This window comes from Chryseobacterium arthrosphaerae (genome assembly GCF_001684965.1).
Lineage (GTDB): Bacteria > Bacteroidota > Bacteroidia > Flavobacteriales > Weeksellaceae > Chryseobacterium > Chryseobacterium arthrosphaerae.
The window spans coordinates 2,665,743-2,682,365 of the sequence record NZ_MAYG01000001.1 but is presented as its reverse complement, the minus strand read 5'-3'; the positions used below and the strand labels follow the sequence as shown (position 1 = coordinate 2,682,365).

13 protein-coding genes are annotated in these 16,623 nt (G+C 34.9%); all 13 read left to right on the top strand.

Annotation, left to right across the window (positions count from 1 at the left end; translation table 11 throughout):
* Positions 1 to 63: 63 nt before the first annotated feature.
* The 13 genes from BBI00_RS12035 (at position 64) to wecB (ending at position 16,621) form a co-directional block, all read left to right on the top strand.
* Positions 64 to 1,593: a glycosyltransferase family 39 protein gene (locus BBI00_RS12035; RefSeq protein ID WP_065398996.1), complete on the top strand. Its 1,530-nt coding sequence runs from the start codon at positions 64 to 66 to the stop codon at positions 1,591 to 1,593.
* A gap of 102 nt (positions 1,594 to 1,695) precedes the next feature.
* Positions 1,696 to 2,601, top strand: a complete 906-nt coding sequence (locus BBI00_RS12030; RefSeq protein ID WP_065398995.1) for an NAD(P)/FAD-dependent oxidoreductase — start codon at positions 1,696 to 1,698, stop codon at positions 2,599 to 2,601.
* 151 nt (positions 2,602 to 2,752) lie between these two features.
* A complete protein-coding gene (gene glyA / locus BBI00_RS12025) occupies positions 2,753 to 4,018 on the top strand; it encodes a serine hydroxymethyltransferase (protein ID WP_065398994.1) in 1,266 nt (421 codons plus the stop codon).
* A gap of 55 nt (positions 4,019 to 4,073) precedes the next feature.
* A complete protein-coding gene (locus tag BBI00_RS12020) occupies positions 4,074 to 4,532 on the top strand; it encodes a regulatory protein RecX (protein WP_083988486.1) in 459 nt (152 codons plus the stop codon).
* A 600-nt stretch (positions 4,533 to 5,132) separates the two neighbouring features.
* Entirely contained in the window at positions 5,133 to 7,061 is a 1,929-nt protein-coding gene (locus tag BBI00_RS12015) for a polysaccharide biosynthesis protein (protein WP_065398993.1), read from the top strand.
* A 38-nt stretch (positions 7,062 to 7,099) separates the two neighbouring features.
* Positions 7,100 to 7,921 carry a polysaccharide biosynthesis/export family protein gene (locus tag BBI00_RS12010; RefSeq protein WP_065398992.1) on the top strand — a complete coding sequence of 274 codons (822 nt, stop codon included), beginning with the start codon at positions 7,100 to 7,102 and terminating at the stop codon, positions 7,919 to 7,921.
* Between the two features lie 7 nt (positions 7,922 to 7,928).
* Positions 7,929 to 10,304: a GumC family protein gene (locus BBI00_RS12005; RefSeq protein ID WP_065398991.1), complete on the top strand. Its 2,376-nt coding sequence runs from the start codon at positions 7,929 to 7,931 to the stop codon at positions 10,302 to 10,304.
* Between the two features lie 3 nt (positions 10,305 to 10,307).
* The gene (locus BBI00_RS12000) at positions 10,308 to 11,600 is read left to right on the top strand and encodes a nucleotide sugar dehydrogenase (protein ID WP_065398990.1); all 1,293 of its coding nucleotides are present in this window, start codon (positions 10,308 to 10,310) and stop codon (positions 11,598 to 11,600) included.
* Between the two features lie 7 nt (positions 11,601 to 11,607).
* A complete protein-coding gene (gene lhgO, locus BBI00_RS11995; RefSeq protein WP_065398989.1) occupies positions 11,608 to 12,798 on the top strand; it encodes an L-2-hydroxyglutarate oxidase in 1,191 nt (396 codons plus the stop codon).
* 41 nt (positions 12,799 to 12,839) lie between these two features.
* Entirely contained in the window at positions 12,840 to 13,964 is a 1,125-nt protein-coding gene (locus BBI00_RS11990) for a DegT/DnrJ/EryC1/StrS family aminotransferase (RefSeq protein ID WP_065398988.1), read from the top strand.
* Between the two features lie 11 nt (positions 13,965 to 13,975).
* Entirely contained in the window at positions 13,976 to 14,548 is a 573-nt protein-coding gene (locus BBI00_RS11985; protein WP_065398987.1) for an acyltransferase, read from the top strand.
* Between the two features lie 10 nt (positions 14,549 to 14,558).
* Positions 14,559 to 15,569: a Gfo/Idh/MocA family protein gene (locus tag BBI00_RS11980; protein WP_065398986.1), complete on the top strand. Its 1,011-nt coding sequence runs from the start codon at positions 14,559 to 14,561 to the stop codon at positions 15,567 to 15,569.
* Between the two features lie 8 nt (positions 15,570 to 15,577).
* A complete protein-coding gene (gene wecB / locus BBI00_RS11975) occupies positions 15,578 to 16,621 on the top strand; it encodes a non-hydrolyzing UDP-N-acetylglucosamine 2-epimerase (protein WP_065398985.1) in 1,044 nt (347 codons plus the stop codon).
* Positions 16,622 to 16,623: the final 2 nt, after the last annotated feature.

Genomic DNA, 16,623 nt, shown 5'->3' with positions numbered 1-16,623 from the left:
AGATTGAGGGATGTCACATAAGAGGAACTTAAATTGTCTTAATAGTAATCCAAACGATAACCTATGAAAAAAAACTATTGGGTTCTTGTCCTTTTTGTTCTTGCTAAATTTATACTTCAGTATTCACTGATAAGCCCGGAATATGAGCTTCACAGAGATGAATACCTGCACCTTGATCAGGCAAATCACTTAGCTTGGGGATACCTTTCAGTACCGCCTGTCAATTCTTGGTTGGCATGGTTAATCAAGGAATTGGGTAATACTGTATTCTGGGTCAAATTTTTTCCGGCTTTGTTCGGAGCTTTAACAATAGTGCTTACATGGAAAACAGTTGAAGAGCTCAATGGAAGCCTGTTTGCTAAAATACTCGCCTCTCTGGGAATCTTGTTTTCGGTGCTCCTTCGGGTCAATATGCTGTTTCAGCCCACTTCCCTGGAGATTTTTCTTTGGCTGTTCCTGTATTTCAGTCTGATCAGATATTTTAATTCCCGAAAAGTAAAATGGCTGTACATAGGAGCTGTCATTTTCGGAATAGGAATATTGAATAAATACAATATTGCTTTTTCCTTATTAGGACTTGTTCCTGCCCTGTTATTAACAGAACAGAGAAAGATTTTTATGCAGCCTCATCTATATTGGGCAGCACTTTTAGCTTTAATTATTATTTCCCCTAATCTTCTTTGGCAGTACCAGAATCAGTTTCCGGTCATTCATCACATGAAAGAGCTTTCGGAAAGACAGCTGGTGCATGTCAGCAGTGCTGAGTTTATGAAATCTCAGGCTTTATTTTTCGTTGGAGTCTTTTTTGTGATGATCGCAGGGTGGGGCGCTTTACTGTTGTATAAACCTTTTGAAAAGTTCAGGGTCTTCTTTTGGAGTTATATCATCACAATTACCCTGTTTTTGTTTTTTAAAGCAAAAGATTATTATGCAATAGGGCTTTATCCGGTATATATTGCTTTTGGATCTGTTTTTCTCGGAAATATTTTTGAAAATGGCTGGAAAAGATTTTTGAAACCCGTCAGTATCAGCATCCCTGTCCTGTTATTTCTCCCATTATATAATCTGGCCTTCCCGAATAAAAGCCCTGAATATATTGAGACTCATCAGGATCAGTACAGGAAAATCGGATTGCTGCGCTGGGAAGACGGAAAAGACCATTCTTTACCTCAGGATTTTGCCGATATGCAGGGATGGAGAGAACTGGCCCAAAAAGTAGATAAACAATATTCCCAACTGTCGAAATCAGGAAATACATTGGTGCTCTGTGACAATTACGGACAGGCAGGTGCAATTAATTATTATTCAGAAATTGGTGTAAAAGCGATATCATTGAATGCTGATTATATCAACTGGATAGATCTGAGCAAAAAATATAAAAATGTGATCAGGGTTAAAGATGCCTCTGAAGCTGGAAAAGAACTCAAAGAATCCGGTCCTTTTTTTGAACTTTCAGGATTGAAAGATTCTATTGCCAATCCGTATGCAAGAGAAAGGGGAACCGCTGTTTTCAGTTTACAGGGAGCGAAAACAGATATCAATAAAAGAATTCAGGACGAAATTGATGAGACAAGAGATCGCTGGAAAAAGTGAGCTTTCAATATAAAGTCAAGGGAAATAAAATAAAAAACATTATTGCAATATAGTTGCATTAGTGTTTTTTGCTTTACATTTGTATTTTAAATCATTAAAGCTATGCAAAATAAAAACTTCGATGTCATCATTACAGGAGGCAGTTACGCCGGATTATCCGCAGCAATGGCTTTGGGAAGATCTCTGCGAAATGTTCTGGTGATTGATAACGGAAAACCCTGTAACAGGCAGACTCCGCATTCTCATAATTTTATTACCCATGACGGGAAAACTCCAAAGGAAATTTCACACCTGGCTAAAAAAGATGTTGAAAAATATGATACCGTTCATTTCTATAACGGAACGGTTATCAAAATGTCAGAAAGCAATTCCGGTTTTGCAGTCGAAACAGCTTCCGGTGACATATTTTCTGCTAAAAAACTGATTCTGGCTTCCGGGGTGAAGGATGTCATGCCGGATATTCCAGGTTTTGCAGAATGTTGGGGGATTTCTGTGCTGCATTGCCCGTACTGTCATGGCTATGAAGTAAAAAATGAAGTGACGGGAATTCTTTCCAACGGAGAAATGGCTTTTGAATTTTCCAAACTGATTTTTAATATGACCAAAAGCCTGACCTTGTTTACCAACGGAAAAGCAGTTCTTTCTGACGATCAGATTGAAAAGCTGAAGCAGAATACAATCAGTCTTAATGAAAATGAAATTGAAAAAATTGAACATGCAGATGGCTATATTCAGCAGATAATCTTTAAAAATGGAGAGACCGTATCATTACAGGCCCTGTATGCCAAGATTCCTTTTGAGCAGAATATTGATGCATCGGGAAACCTTGGCTGTGAACTGACGGAGCAAGGATTTATCAAAGTAGATTTTATGCAGAAAACAAATGTTCCCGGAGTTTTTGCCTGTGGTGATAACGTAACCATGATGAGATCCGTAGCCAATGCTGTAGCACAAGGAAATTTTGCAGGAGCTATGGTGAATAAAGAGCTTTCTGATGAAGCATTTTAATGTGTTTTTTGGGGAAAATAAAATCAGCAGGAATAATAAATCTACTTTTCAGACTTCCCTTTTTGGTGTTTAAAAATCATTTTTTTAATACCGGAATCTCGGTGAAAAATCCGTACATTTGGGGGGATAAATTTCAAAAACTAAAAGTAAAATGGATATTATTTTCGACCTGATTGAAAAGGAAAGACAAAGACAAACCCATGGATTAGAGCTTATCGCATCAGAAAACTTTGTTTCTGAAAATGTGATGAAAGCAATGGGAAGTGTACTGACAAACAAATATGCTGAAGGATACCCCGGAAAAAGATATTACGGAGGATGCGAAGTAGTAGATGAGGTTGAAACACTGGCTATCAACAGAGCAAAAGAACTTTTCGGAGTAGATTATGTGAACGTACAGCCCCATTCCGGTTCTCAGGCGAATGCTGCCATTTATCTTGCCGTTTTGAAACCAGGAGATAAGATCATGGGAATGGACCTTTCAATGGGAGGGCACCTTACTCACGGTTCTGCTGTTAACTTCTCAGGAATCCAATATGAAGTGGTTTCTTACGGAGTAGAGAGAGAAACCGGTCTTATCGATTACAATCAGATGAGAGAAGTAGCTCTCAGAGAAAGACCGAAAATGATGATTGCAGGTTTCTCTGCCTATTCAAGAGACCTTGACTATGCTAAATTCAGAGAAGTGGCTGACGAGATCGGAGCAACGCTTTGGGCAGATATTGCACACCCTGCAGGTCTGGTAGCAAAAGGATTATTGAATTCTCCATTCGAACACTGCCATGTAGTGACCACTACCACCCACAAGACTTTAAGAGGTCCTAGAGGAGGAATGATCATGATGGGGAAAGATTTTGAAAATACTTATGGTCACAAAACGCCAAAAGGAGAAATCAAAATGATGAGCCAGGTATTGGATGGTGCTGTATTTCCGGGTATCCAGGGAGGTCCGCTGGAGCATGTGATTGCCGGTAAGGCTGTGGCTTTCGGTGAAGCATTGGACGTACAATTCGAAACTTACGCAAAACAGGTTAAAGCTAATGCACAGGCGTTATCAAAAGCGATGATCGACAGAGGTTTTGATATCGTAAGTGGAGGTACAGACAACCACCTGATGTTGGTAGACCTTAGAAACAAAGGAGTAAACGGTAAAGAAACAGAAAAAGCACTGGTACTTGCTGATATTACTTGTAACAAAAATATGGTTCCTTTTGATGATAAATCTCCGTTCACTACATCTGGTATCAGATTGGGAACTGCTGCCATTACCACCAGAGGGCTTAAAGAAAATGATATGGATACTATTGCAGGGCTGATCTCTGAGGTGGTAGATAATATCAAAAATGAAGAAGTTCTTGCATCTGTAAGAAAGAAAGTGAATGAATTAATGGAAGGTAAAGCGCTGTTCAATTACTAACAGGCATTATAATATCATACAAAGAATGGGCGTAAGCTCATTCTTTTTTTATACAATGGAAAAAAAATCTTTTACTTTCGAGGAAATCAAGCAGAAACTGGTCAGCTATTGTGTTTACCAGGACAGGTGTCATGCAGAAGTAGAGCAGAAGATGAAAGAATTCCTGCTGATTGATGAAGCGAGAGAAGAAATTATCCTGTATCTCCTCAAAGAAAACTACTTAAATGAAGAACGCTTTACAAGGAGTTATATCAGAGGTAAATTTTACATCAAGCATTGGGGGAAGAATAAAATCAGAATGCATCTGAAACAGAAGCAGATATCCGAAAAACTGATCAACTCGTGCTTTGATGAAATATATGAAGATGACTACATCAAAACCATCAAAAGAATTTATGAGGATTACTCTTCTAAACAGAAAGGATTACAGGAATATCAAAAAAAATCAAAAACTATAAAATATCTCATGAGCAGAGGCTTTGAATATGAGAAAATAAATGATATTTTTGACTAAAAATTAAACACAGGAATATTGGAAGAAAAAATTAAACATCATCAGCACAACATAAAGAACAAATAGGAATATGTTCATAATACATTAATGTTAAGCTGATATTCTCACTAAATCAATACTGATGAATTTAAGACATTTTTGACATTAAGATTTAATTGCTACTTTTTGTAGTATCTGCTGCTTTTGATAAAAAAGAAGCAATTGTTAAAACGAACAGTTCATTAAATACAGTCACAATAGAATGAAATAATAAAGGAATAATTAAAAAGAAAAATTTAAAAGAAATTTTAATAAAATACTCTAAAAGTCAGAATCTTATTGAAAATAAGTGTTGTTTAGAAAAAAAACATTTTTTTACAATTAATATTTATGGTATGCTTTTTGACCCTAGTCAGTATTTATTATTGGTACTAAATTTAAATGATGAAAAAGAATAGGATAAGGAATCTGGAGATACAATCCAGAAATTAATTTTATTTTTTTGAAATCTAGAATATAGATGATATTTTATTTTAATTTTGCATGAATGCTTTTAAAGCAATTAAATTAGTAACCAAGATTAGTACCGTATTAATTAACATATGAATACCAATATAGACAATGTATAATTCTCTTAGGAAAACAATATTTGGAGGAGATAATGTTGTCAATCTCTCAGACGTAAGATATCTTCCCAGATGGATAATACTTATAATAGATATTATTATTCTGGTCATCTCTCTGTTCCTTTCAACTTACATTATTGAAAAAATTACACAAAAAGAGTTTATTTACCATGATGATAAAAGTACTGTTTTTGCTTTTATTATTGTAGTAAACACAGTCTTTATGTATCTTTTTAAGACCTATGCAGGAATTATAAGACACTCAACATTTATAGACCTTTTTAAATTGTTGGTATCCTGCTTCTGTACGATGTTTACTATCGGGACCATTAATATGTTTTATTTCTGGACAAGCGGGAGCAAATTTATTCTTACACCTTACCTGATCCTGTATTTTGTTATCTCTTTTATGGGACTGTTTCTTTTTAGGCTCTATGTTAAAGAATTTTTTCATATCGTAAGAGAATATAGAAGAAGTGCACTGAAAAAAAGAATTTTAGTATTAGGAATTGATGAACAATCTATAGCCATTGCCCGTGCTATTTTGGATAATCCAAGTTTACCTTATCAGGTAGTAGGGTTTCTTACACAAAGAACGGATTCTAAAAGAGCTTCACTGCTTGGAAAACCCATATATGAGAAACAAAAGATTGAAGAAAATTCAAAAGATGATCTGATCATTGATGGAGTCCTCATCGTTAAGGAAATGATGGCCAGGGATGAAATGAATAGTTGGGTGAATTTATTTCTGGAAAAAGATTTGAATGTTTTCAAGGCTCCTTCTGTACAAAAACTGCGAGACAGCGATTTAGGCGGATCAATTAAAAATCTTCAGATTGAAGATTTATTAAATAGGAAGCCCATTAAAATTCAGAATGAAAAAATTCAAAGCAGACATTTTGATAAAACTGTATTGGTTACAGGTGGTGCTGGTTCTATTGGTAGCGAAATTGTAAGACAGGTTGCATTGGTAAATCCATCTTTGATTGTTGTTTTGGACCAGGCAGAAACACCGCTTTACGAAATTGAGCTTGAAATGAGAGAGAAATTCCCTCATATTGCATTTAAGTTTGTTTTAGGTGATGTTTCAAACCAGCATAGAATGGAATCTTTATTTCAGATGTATAATTTTTCTATGGTATATCATGCGGCTGCTTACAAGCATGTTCCTTTGGTAGAAGAAAATCCTCACGAGGCCATTTTTGTCAATATATTAGGTTCGAAAATTGTTGCAAGACTATCAAGTAAATATAAAGTGAATAGATTTGTTATGGTGTCTACTGATAAAGCAGTGAACCCAACAAATGTAATGGGAGCCTCTAAACGTGCTGCAGAATTGTTTGTACAATCTCTTCAGAATGTAGAAGGTAATACCACAAAGTTTATTACTACAAGATTTGGAAATGTATTAGGGTCTAACGGTTCAGTGATTCCTCACTTTAAAAGACAAATTGAAGCAGGAGGTCCGGTAACTATTACTCACCCTGATATTGTGAGATACTTCATGACTATTCCTGAAGCTTGCGAGCTTGTTCTTCAGGCAGGAACAATGGGGGAAGGAGGAGAAATTTTTGTTTTTGATATGGGAGAGCCTGTTAAGATTCTGGACCTTGCCAATCGAATGATAAAACTTTCTGGGCTTGAGCCGAATATAGATATTAAGATTATTTATACAGGGCTGAGGCCAGGAGAAAAACTTTATGAAGAGCTGTTAAGTGATAATGCTAAAACACTTCCGACTCATAATGAAAAGATTATGGTTTCCAAAGATCCGTCAATGGGATTTGAAGAAATAGATCTGTTGACAAAACAGATAACCAAAGCCTCTTTACGAAGAGATAAGGTGGAAGTAGTAAAAATTCTAAAAACAATTGTACCTGAATTTAGAAGTAATAATTCTATCTACGAGGCGTTAGATAAATAGTAAAATATAAATGTATATTTGCACAATTTAAAAATATAATGAAAGGAAAAATATTAGCAATAGCATTGATTTCTTTATTGGTTTCCTGTAAAGTAAATCCTAGTGCTAAAAATGAATTGAACTATATGCAAAATATAGAACAAGTGGCTATAGATGCATCGGCTAAAAATTCTAATAATACGATTCAAGTAGGAGATCAGCTTGTTATTTTGATTACAGCAAAAGATATGGATGTTGTAAAACCTTTTAACCAAAATTATTCTTCATCAGAATCTATCCAGACTAATACCAGTGCAGGAGGAAATACTCCCAGCCAAGGAGTAAGTGTGATTACAGGACCTACTTATATTGTAGATGCAGATGGAAATATTGATTTTCCGATTTTAGGAAAAATAAATACAAAAGATAAGTCATTAACCGAGTTTAAAGATGAATTGAGAGGGAAAATGACTAAATATGTTATTAACCCTACAGTGAATGTTCGTTTAGCCAACTTTAAAGTTACTGTATTAGGAGAGGTAAACCGTCAGGGAGACTATTTTATATCAAACGGACAAGGAACTATTCTTAATGCATTAGGAATGGCTGGAGATTTGACGATGTATGGGAAAAGAGACCAGGTTCTTATTATAAGAACAGAGAATGGAACAGTTACTCACGGACGAATCAATCTTCAAGATGCTAATCTTATTAACTCTCCTTTTTATAATTTAAAGCAGGGAGATGCCATCATTGTTGCTTCTAACAACACAAAAGACGTTACAGCAAAACAAAACCCCAATACAGGACTTTACTTGACGGCAATTTCGATTGGTGTTACTGCCATCGCATTAGTATTTAGTTTATTTAATAAGAAATAAAAGATTGATGGATAATCAAAATTCTTCACAGTTTTTCGAGTCGGAAAATAATAACATTAAAATTAACGAAATAATTAAGCCGTATTTAAGGAAATGGCCTTTGTTTGTAGGTTTTGCAATAGCAGCTCTTGTTATAGGTTTTGTTTCACTTAAATATATGACAACTGTATACAATGTACAGTCTACAATTCTTATTAAAGACGCAAGTAATAATTCAACTCCATCCAGTAACGAATTGGGTATACTTCCGGATTTAAGTACATTTGGAGGTCTTAAAACCAATAGTATTGCTAATGAGATAGAAATCCTGAAGTCTAAACGTTTGATGAAAGAGGTTGTTATTAAGAAAAACCTTCAAACGAATATTTTTGGAGAAGGTAAATTTACCAATATAGAACTTTACAAAGAAACATCTCCGATTATTGTAACTGTTATTAATGATAAGCCCAGCCCAACAAGAGATCCTGTTAAGTTGAATATTAATAAAGATAAACTTACATTGAATGTAGGTAAATCCAAAAAAGAAATAGTAACAGGGTTTGGAAAAACAATAGGCTTGCCTTTTGCCAATATCATCATTACTAAAAATAAAAACTTTGACCCTAAGGCATTACCTGGAATAGACTACAATAATCTTATTCTTGATATTGCTTCTGTAGATGCAAAAGTAGGTGGATTATTAGGAGGGTTGAATGTGAATTTTGTAAATAAAGATGCAACAGTTCTTAGATTAATGATGAGATATCCTCAGATTGATAAAGCACAGGATATTATTAATGATCTGATTACAGCCTATAATTATGATGCTATCACAGATAAAAATTCTGAATCAAAGAAAACATTAGATTTTATTGAAGACAGGATTGCTAAACTTTCTGTAGAACTTGGCCAGGTAGAAAATGAAAAAGAAGGTTTCAAATCAAAAAATAACCTTTCAGATATAGAAGTAGAAGCAAAAATAAGCCTTGAAGGTGCAGCTGCTGCAAGATCAAAACAATTAGAGCTTGACGCCCAATTGGAATTAACAAACTCATTGCTAGGATTTGTATCTAAACAAGGACAATACCAGGTACTTCCTGTGAATGTCGGATTAAATAATGCAGAAGCAGGTTCTGAAATATCAGTTTATAATCAGCTTATTGCTCAAAGAAGTCGATTATTGGAATCAGCAACTCCAGAAAACCCGGCAGTTATTGATGTTACAAGACAGATAAACTCTATGCGTTCATCCGTTATACAAAGTCTTCAAAGGAGCAAGGCTGGATTAGAGCTTGCAAGAAATGAATATTTGGGTGAGCAAAATAAAATTTCAGATAAAATTTCAAAACTTCCATCTATCGAAAAAATATTCAGAGGAATAGAGAGGAAGCAACAAATCAAAGAAAATTTATATATTCTCTTATTACAAAAAAGAGAGGAAACTGCAATTGCCGAGTCAATTACTGCACCGAAAGCTAAAATTTTAGATGCAGCCTATACCACTGGTCCGGTAGCGCCAAAAAGAAATTTCGTTCTTTTATCTGCACTTTTAGTAGGGCTACTTATTCCATTTATCATCGTATACTTAGGCGAATTATTGAACAACAAAATTCGTACAAAACATGATTTGGAGAATTCATCTAATACACCAGTTATTGGTGAGATTCCTAGTCTTGAAAAAGGAGATCATGATCTGATTCAAACCAATGATCTTTCTCCTATGGCTGAAGCTTTCAGGATTATGATTACAAATATGAACTATATGCTGCCTAAGAGAAATGGTGGGAAAAAGATATATGTAACTTCTACAGTAAAAGGGGAAGGAAAAACCTTTGTTTCTGTAAACCTTGCCCTTACCATGGCAACACCGAAAAAGAAAGTCATTATCATTGGTGCAGATATACGAAATCCTCAGTTACAGAGATATAATCCTGCGAGAAAAGGACTCAGTGGTCTTACCGAGTTTTTATACTCTGATGATACTCAGTTAGAGAGTATTATTCATACCTCTTCTTTTAATCCTCATCTGGATGTAATTTATTCAGGAATGATCCCGCCCAATCCTACGGAATTACTTTCTAATGGAAGGTTTGAAATATTGTTAAAAGGATTAGAGGTTCAGTATGATTACATTATTTTAGATACTGCGCCATTAATGTTGGTTACCGATACATTACTTATAGCTGATTATGCGGATGTGACATTGTATGTTACCAGATCCAAATATACAGAGAAAACCCTTGTGGATTTTGCCAATACAAATATCAGTCAGAAGAAAATCAAGAATGTTGGTTTTGTTATCAATGATGTAAATAAAAACTATTTTGGCTATGGTAATAAATATGGCTATGGTTATGGAACAAAAGAAAAAAACTGGTTGGAAAAAATAAAAGACAGATTATAAAATATGAAATTATACACAATAGCAGTTATTGGGCAAGGCTATGTTGGTTTGCCATTATCTCTTGAATTTGCAAATCATTATCCTGTATTAGGTTTTGATATAAATGCTCAGCGTGTAGACCAGCTTAATAATGGTCTAGATATAACACTTGAGGCAGATATTGATAAACTTAATGAAGGCTTAAAAAAATATAAAGAATCAGAAGGTAAAATAGGATATGTTGCTACAAGTCAGTTAGCTGACATTGCAAAGGCTAATGTATACATTGTTACCGTACCGACCCCTATTGATAAATATAATGCTCCGGATTTAAATCCGTTGATTTCAGCATCAAAAATGCTGGGAGAAATTATTAAGAAAGGGGATATCATTATTTATGAGTCAACTGTCTTTCCCGGATGTACAGAAGAAGAGTGTGTTCCTGTTCTTGAGAAATACTCAGGACTTACATTTAATGAAGATTTCTTTGTAGGATATTCACCTGAAAGAATTAACCCGGGAGATAAAGTAAATACGCTTACCAGTGTAAAAAAAGTAACTTCCGGTTCTACTGAAAATATTGCGGAAGAAGTTGATCAGTTGTATAAAACAATTATTACAGCAGGCACACATAAAGCACCTAGTATTAAAGTAGCAGAAGCTTCCAAGGCCATTGAGAATGCACAAAGGGATGTTAATATTTCTTTTGTGAACGAGTTGGCTTTGATCTTTGACAGAGTGGGTATTGATACTAATGATGTATTGGAAGCTGCGGGAACAAAATACAATTTTCTTAAATATAAACCCGGATTAGTAGGTGGGCACTGTATTTCTGTAGATCCTTACTATTTGGCTCACAAAGCAGAACAATTGGGATATCATCCTGATGTTATATTATCTGGAAGAAGAGTGAATGATTCTATTGCAAAATTTGTAGCTTCTAAAGTGGTAAAATTACTTATTGCGAAAGGAGGGATTATTAAAGATTCTAATGCCCTTATATTAGGAGTTACATTCAAAGAAAATTGTCCGGATGTTAGAAATACAAAAGTAGTTGATATTTATAACGAACTTGTTGACTACGGCATCCATGTAGATATCTACGATCCATGGGCAAGTAAGGAAGAAGTGAAACATGAATATGGAATTGAAATCCTTGAAAAACTTCAGGATGGTAAAAAATATGATTCGCTTATTATTGCTGTATCACATAATGAGTTCCTTGAAATGGATCTTAACACACTGAAAAAAGATAATGCTGTAGTTTTTGATACTAAAGCATGCTTAGACAGAAATTTAGTAGACGCAAGATTATAACAGACAAATGAATTATGACATTGTAATCATTGGTGCAGGTCTGGTAGGTCTGGCTACAGCCTATCAGGTTAAAATTAAAAATCCGGATTCTAAGATTGTTGTTTTAGAAAAAGAACATGACGTTTCACTGCACCAATCAGGGCATAACAGTGGTGTAATTCATAGCGGAATTTATTATAAACCAGGTAGTCTTAAGGCAAAGAATTGTATCGATGGTTATAATTCAATAATTAACTTTGCCAAAGAACATGGTATCAGATATGACCTTTGTGGTAAGATTATTGTTGCCACTTCACAGGAAGAGCTCCCTCTTTTGGATAATATCTATAAAAGAGGTGTAGAAAACGGACTTCAAAATTTGCAATATCTTTCCAGGGAAGAATTCCAAGAAATTGAACCCCATTGTGAAGGAGTCAGAGCTATTAAAGTTCCTCAGACAGGTATTATAGATTACCCTGGTATTGCAAAGAAAATAAAAGAACTTTTCGAAGAGCTCGGAGGAGAGGTTAAATTTAATCATGAAGTAAAGAATATTGTCAATAGAAGTTCTGAAATCATTATTAAAACTATTCACTCTGAATTTAAAGCCAAAAAACTGATTTCCTGTGCCGGTCTTTATTCGGATAAAATAACAAAAATGACTAATGAAAAGAATGATGTAATCATTATTCCTTTCAGAGGTGAATATTATAAGATTAAAGATGAGAAAAAGCATCTTGTGAAACACCTGATTTATCCGGTACCAGATCCTAATTTTCCTTTTTTGGGTGTGCATTTTACAAGAATGATAGATGGGAACATAGAAGCAGGCCCCAATGCGGTGCTGGCTTTTAAAAAAGAAGGATATAAGTTCTTTGATTTTGATTTTAATGAAACAATGCAAACGCTTACCTGGCCTGGTTTTAGAAAAATTGTTGCAAAATATGGGAAAACAGGAATGGGTGAAGTTCATCGCTCGCTTTCAAAATCTGCTTTTACAAAAGCATTACAAAAATTATTGCCAGAAATACAAGAAAGAGATCTTATTGCTGGAGGTTCAGGAGTTAGAGCTCAGGCTTGTGATAGAAACGGTATATTAATTGATGACTTTGATATCGTGAAAAATGGAAATATCATCCATGTAAGAAATGCACCTTCTCCTGCAGCAACTTCTTGTCTCTCTATCGGAGATAAAATCAGTGCGCAAATAGGGAACTGAGTATGTATTTCTGAATGATATCCACAACATAAAAACTGTATATGAAAATCCAAATGGTTGATCTTAAAGGTCAATATCAAAAAATAAAGAATGAAATAGATGCCGGTATTCAGGAATCTATTGATAATACAACATTTATAAACGGTCCTGCAGTAAAAGAGTTTCAACAAAATTTCGAAAATTATCTGGGGGTAAAACATGTAATTCCATGTGCTAACGGAACTGATGCTTTGCAGATTGCGATGATGGCTCTTGAGCTGAAGCCTGGAGACGAAGTGATTTGCCCGGCTTTTACTTACGTAGCTACTGCAGAAGTTATTGGACTTTTAGGACTGAAGCCTGTCATGGTAGATGTTAATGAAGATACTTTCAATATTGATTTTCAGAGATTAGAATCTTATCTTACTCCCAATACAAAAGCTATTGTTCCGGTTCATTTATACGGTCAGAGTACCGATATGGAAAAAATTCTTGAGTTTGCTAAAAAATATAATCTTTTCGTCATAGAAGATAATGCGCAGGCAATTGGCTCAGATTATACATTTTCTGATGGAACCACAAGAAAAACGGGAACCATAGGCGATATTGGATGTACTTCATTCTTTCCTTCAAAAAATCTAGGATGCTATGGTGACGGAGGAGCATTGATGACCAATAATGATGAATTAGCATCAAAAATAAGAATGATTGCCAATCATGGTCAGGAAAAGAAATATTATCATAAAGTATTAGGTTGTAACTCTAGACTGGATACCTTACAGGCTGCAGTATTAAAAGTTAAGCTTAAATATCTGGATGAATATTCTGCTGCCAGAAATAAAATGGCAGATTATTATGATCAGAATTTAAAAGGTATTGATCAGATTCAGATCCCTCGAAGAGCAGAAAATTCAACCCATGTATTTCATCAATATACAATTCGAGTAAAAAATGGAATGAGGGACGGTTTGCAGAAATACCTAGCGGAAAAAAATATTCCCAGTATGGTTTATTATCCTTTACCACTTTACAAGCAAGAAGCTTTTTTACAATATGTAGAAGAAGGATTTGTACTTCCGGTTACAGAATTACTTTGTTCAGAAGTGATTTCTCTACCCATCCATACAGAATTCAATCAGGAAGTGTTGGATGTCATTATTGATGAAATTAAGAACTATTTTAATTAAAATAAAAAGATATGTCAGATTTTTTTGCACACGAAACAGCCGTTATTGATGAAGGATGTCAAATAGGAGCCGGAACAAAAATCTGGCACTTTTCGCATATTATGCCTGGTTGTATTTTAGGAGAGAAATGCAATATTGGTCAGAATGTAGTGATCTCGCCTAAAGTAATTTTAGGTAAGAATGTAAAGGTTCAAAACAATGTTTCTATTTACGAGGGGGTGACTTGTGATGATGACGTTTTTTTAGGGCCCTCTATGGTTTTTACTAATGTAATAAATCCAAGAAGTGCTGTAAACAGAAAGAATGAATATCTGAAAACACATGTAGGGCAAGGGGCTTCTATAGGAGCCAATGCAACAATTGTTTGTGGCCATGATATAGGTCGTTTTGCATTTATAGGAGCAGGAGCCGTAGTTACAAAAGAAGTGCCTGACTATGCCTTGGTGGTGGGTAATCCTGCCCGACAAATGGGATGGATGAGCGAATTTGGACATCGCCTTCATTTTGATGAACAGGGAATGGCAATATGTGAAGAGAGTAAAGAACAATACAGATTAGAAAATAATAGAGTTTCGAAAATTTAAAAAATTACAGATGTCTGAAAAAATAAAATTTGCGGTTGTTGGCTGCGGGCATATCGGGAAAAGACATGCAGAAATGGTCTCCAGAAATGCAGAATGTGAATTGGTAGCCTTAGTAGATGTAAAAGAGAAATCTACATTGGGGATTGAAAGCCATAATGTCCCTTTTTTCCAATCATTGGACGAACTCCTGAACTCAGGTATTGAAATTGACGTAGTCAATATTGCTTCTCCCAATGGATTTCATTTTGAACAAGCATACAAAGTTATTGATGCTGGGAAACATGTAGTTGTGGAAAAACCCATGGCTCTTAATAAGCAGGATGCTGAAAAATTGATTTTTCAGGCACTTCATAAGCATAAACAAGTATTTGCTGTAATGCAAAACCGCTATTCCCCGCCTTCTGCATGGATTAAAGAAATGGTAGAAAGTGGAAGATTAGGTAAAATATTCATGGTTCAGCTTAATTGTTATTGGAATCGTGATGACAGGTATTACAAGCCTGAATCATGGCATGGTAAAAAAGATTTGGATGGAGGAACATTGTTTACCCAGTTCTCCCACTTTATAGATATTATGTACTGGCTATTCGGGGATATAACTAATATTCAGGCAAAATTTGAAGATTTTAACCATAAAGATCTGACAGATTTTGAAGATTCCGGGTTTATAAGCTTTGATTTTGTAAACGGAGGAATGGGATCTTTAAATTATTCTACATCCGTATGGAACCAAAATCTTGAAAGCTCAATGACAATTATTGCAGAAAACGGATCTGTAAAGATTGGAGGACAGTACATGGATAAAGTAGAAGTTTGTAACGTTAAAGACTATGTGATGCCAGAGTTGCCTCCTACTAATCCAGGGAATGACTATGGAGCATATAAAGGTTCGGCAGCCAATCACCATTATATCATTGAAAATGTAGTGGATGTATTAAAAGGTAGAAATACCATTACAACTAATGCTTTGGAAGGATTAAAAGTTGTTGATATTATCGAAAGGATATATCATTTAAAATAAAATTAAGGATGAAAAAAATAATTGCGATTATTGGAGCGAGACCTCAGTTTATCAAACATTTTCCTTTTGAAAAAGCAGCTGAAGATAAAATAAACCTTATCACCATTCATACAGGACAGCATTATGATGAAAATATGAGTACCATATTTTTTGATCAGCTAAATATGAAAAAGCCGCAATATATCTTACAGAATGGAGGTGGGAATCACGGTGAACAAACAGGGAAAATGATGATTGATATAGAAAAGATCATTCTTGATGAGAAACCTGATGGCGTAGTAGTATATGGAGATACCAATTCTACTCTGGCCGGAGCTTTGGTAGCCGTTAAATTACATATTCCTGTATTTCATATAGAGGCAGGACTGAGAAGTTTTAATAAAGAAATGCCAGAAGAGGTAAACAGAATTTTGACTGATCATATCTCCTCAAAACTATTTGTGACATCAGACGTTGCTGTAGAAAACCTTTCTCAGGAGGGACTTTCCAAAGATGCTGTTATGGTAGGAGATATTATGAAGGATCTGGTGAATCTTGTTATTGCTGAAAATAAAATCGGTGATAAAAAGTCTGATTTCGGATACTATTACGTTACTATTCATAGGCCTTATAATACAGATAATCTTGAAAGACTTACAAAAATTTTCAAAGCCTTAAACAGCCTTCCCGAAAAAGTGATCATTGCCTTGCATCCGAGAACAAGAAAAATGGTACAGGACTTTGGTATCAAAACAGAAGACTTTTCTAACCTGATTATTATAGAACCACAGAGTTATTTTGATAATTTAAATTATCTATATTATTCGAAAGGGTTGATTACGGATAGTGGAGGCATGCAAAAGGAAGCTTATTGGCTTCAGAAAAGATGTGTTACGGTACGTACGGAAACTGAATGGACGGAGACTGTTGCGTTGGGGGGAAATACCCTTATGTTTGATGACTTATCGGATTTAGGTACTGAATTATGCAAATTTCCTGCTGATTGGAATGGAACCCTTTATGGAGATGGAAATGCTGCAGGAAAAATTGTTAATGAAATTGTGAAATTCTAATT

Coding starts and splice junctions, on each gene's coding strand:
- BBI00_RS12035 (WP_065398996.1), top strand. CDS start 64: ATGAAAAAAAACTATTGGGTTCTTGTCCTTTTTGTTCTTGCTAAATTT.
- BBI00_RS12030 (WP_065398995.1), top strand. CDS start 1,696: ATGCAAAATAAAAACTTCGATGTCATCATTACAGGAGGCAGTTACGCC.
- glyA (WP_065398994.1), top strand. CDS start 2,753: ATGGATATTATTTTCGACCTGATTGAAAAGGAAAGACAAAGACAAACC.
- BBI00_RS12020 (WP_083988486.1), top strand. CDS start 4,074: ATGGAAAAAAAATCTTTTACTTTCGAGGAAATCAAGCAGAAACTGGTC.
- BBI00_RS12015 (WP_065398993.1), top strand. CDS start 5,133: ATGTATAATTCTCTTAGGAAAACAATATTTGGAGGAGATAATGTTGTC.
- BBI00_RS12010 (WP_065398992.1), top strand. CDS start 7,100: ATGAAAGGAAAAATATTAGCAATAGCATTGATTTCTTTATTGGTTTCC.
- BBI00_RS12005 (WP_065398991.1), top strand. CDS start 7,929: ATGGATAATCAAAATTCTTCACAGTTTTTCGAGTCGGAAAATAATAAC.
- BBI00_RS12000 (WP_065398990.1), top strand. CDS start 10,308: ATGAAATTATACACAATAGCAGTTATTGGGCAAGGCTATGTTGGTTTG.
- lhgO (WP_065398989.1), top strand. CDS start 11,608: ATGAATTATGACATTGTAATCATTGGTGCAGGTCTGGTAGGTCTGGCT.
- BBI00_RS11990 (WP_065398988.1), top strand. CDS start 12,840: ATGAAAATCCAAATGGTTGATCTTAAAGGTCAATATCAAAAAATAAAG.
- BBI00_RS11985 (WP_065398987.1), top strand. CDS start 13,976: ATGTCAGATTTTTTTGCACACGAAACAGCCGTTATTGATGAAGGATGT.
- BBI00_RS11980 (WP_065398986.1), top strand. CDS start 14,559: ATGTCTGAAAAAATAAAATTTGCGGTTGTTGGCTGCGGGCATATCGGG.
- wecB (WP_065398985.1), top strand. CDS start 15,578: ATGAAAAAAATAATTGCGATTATTGGAGCGAGACCTCAGTTTATCAAA.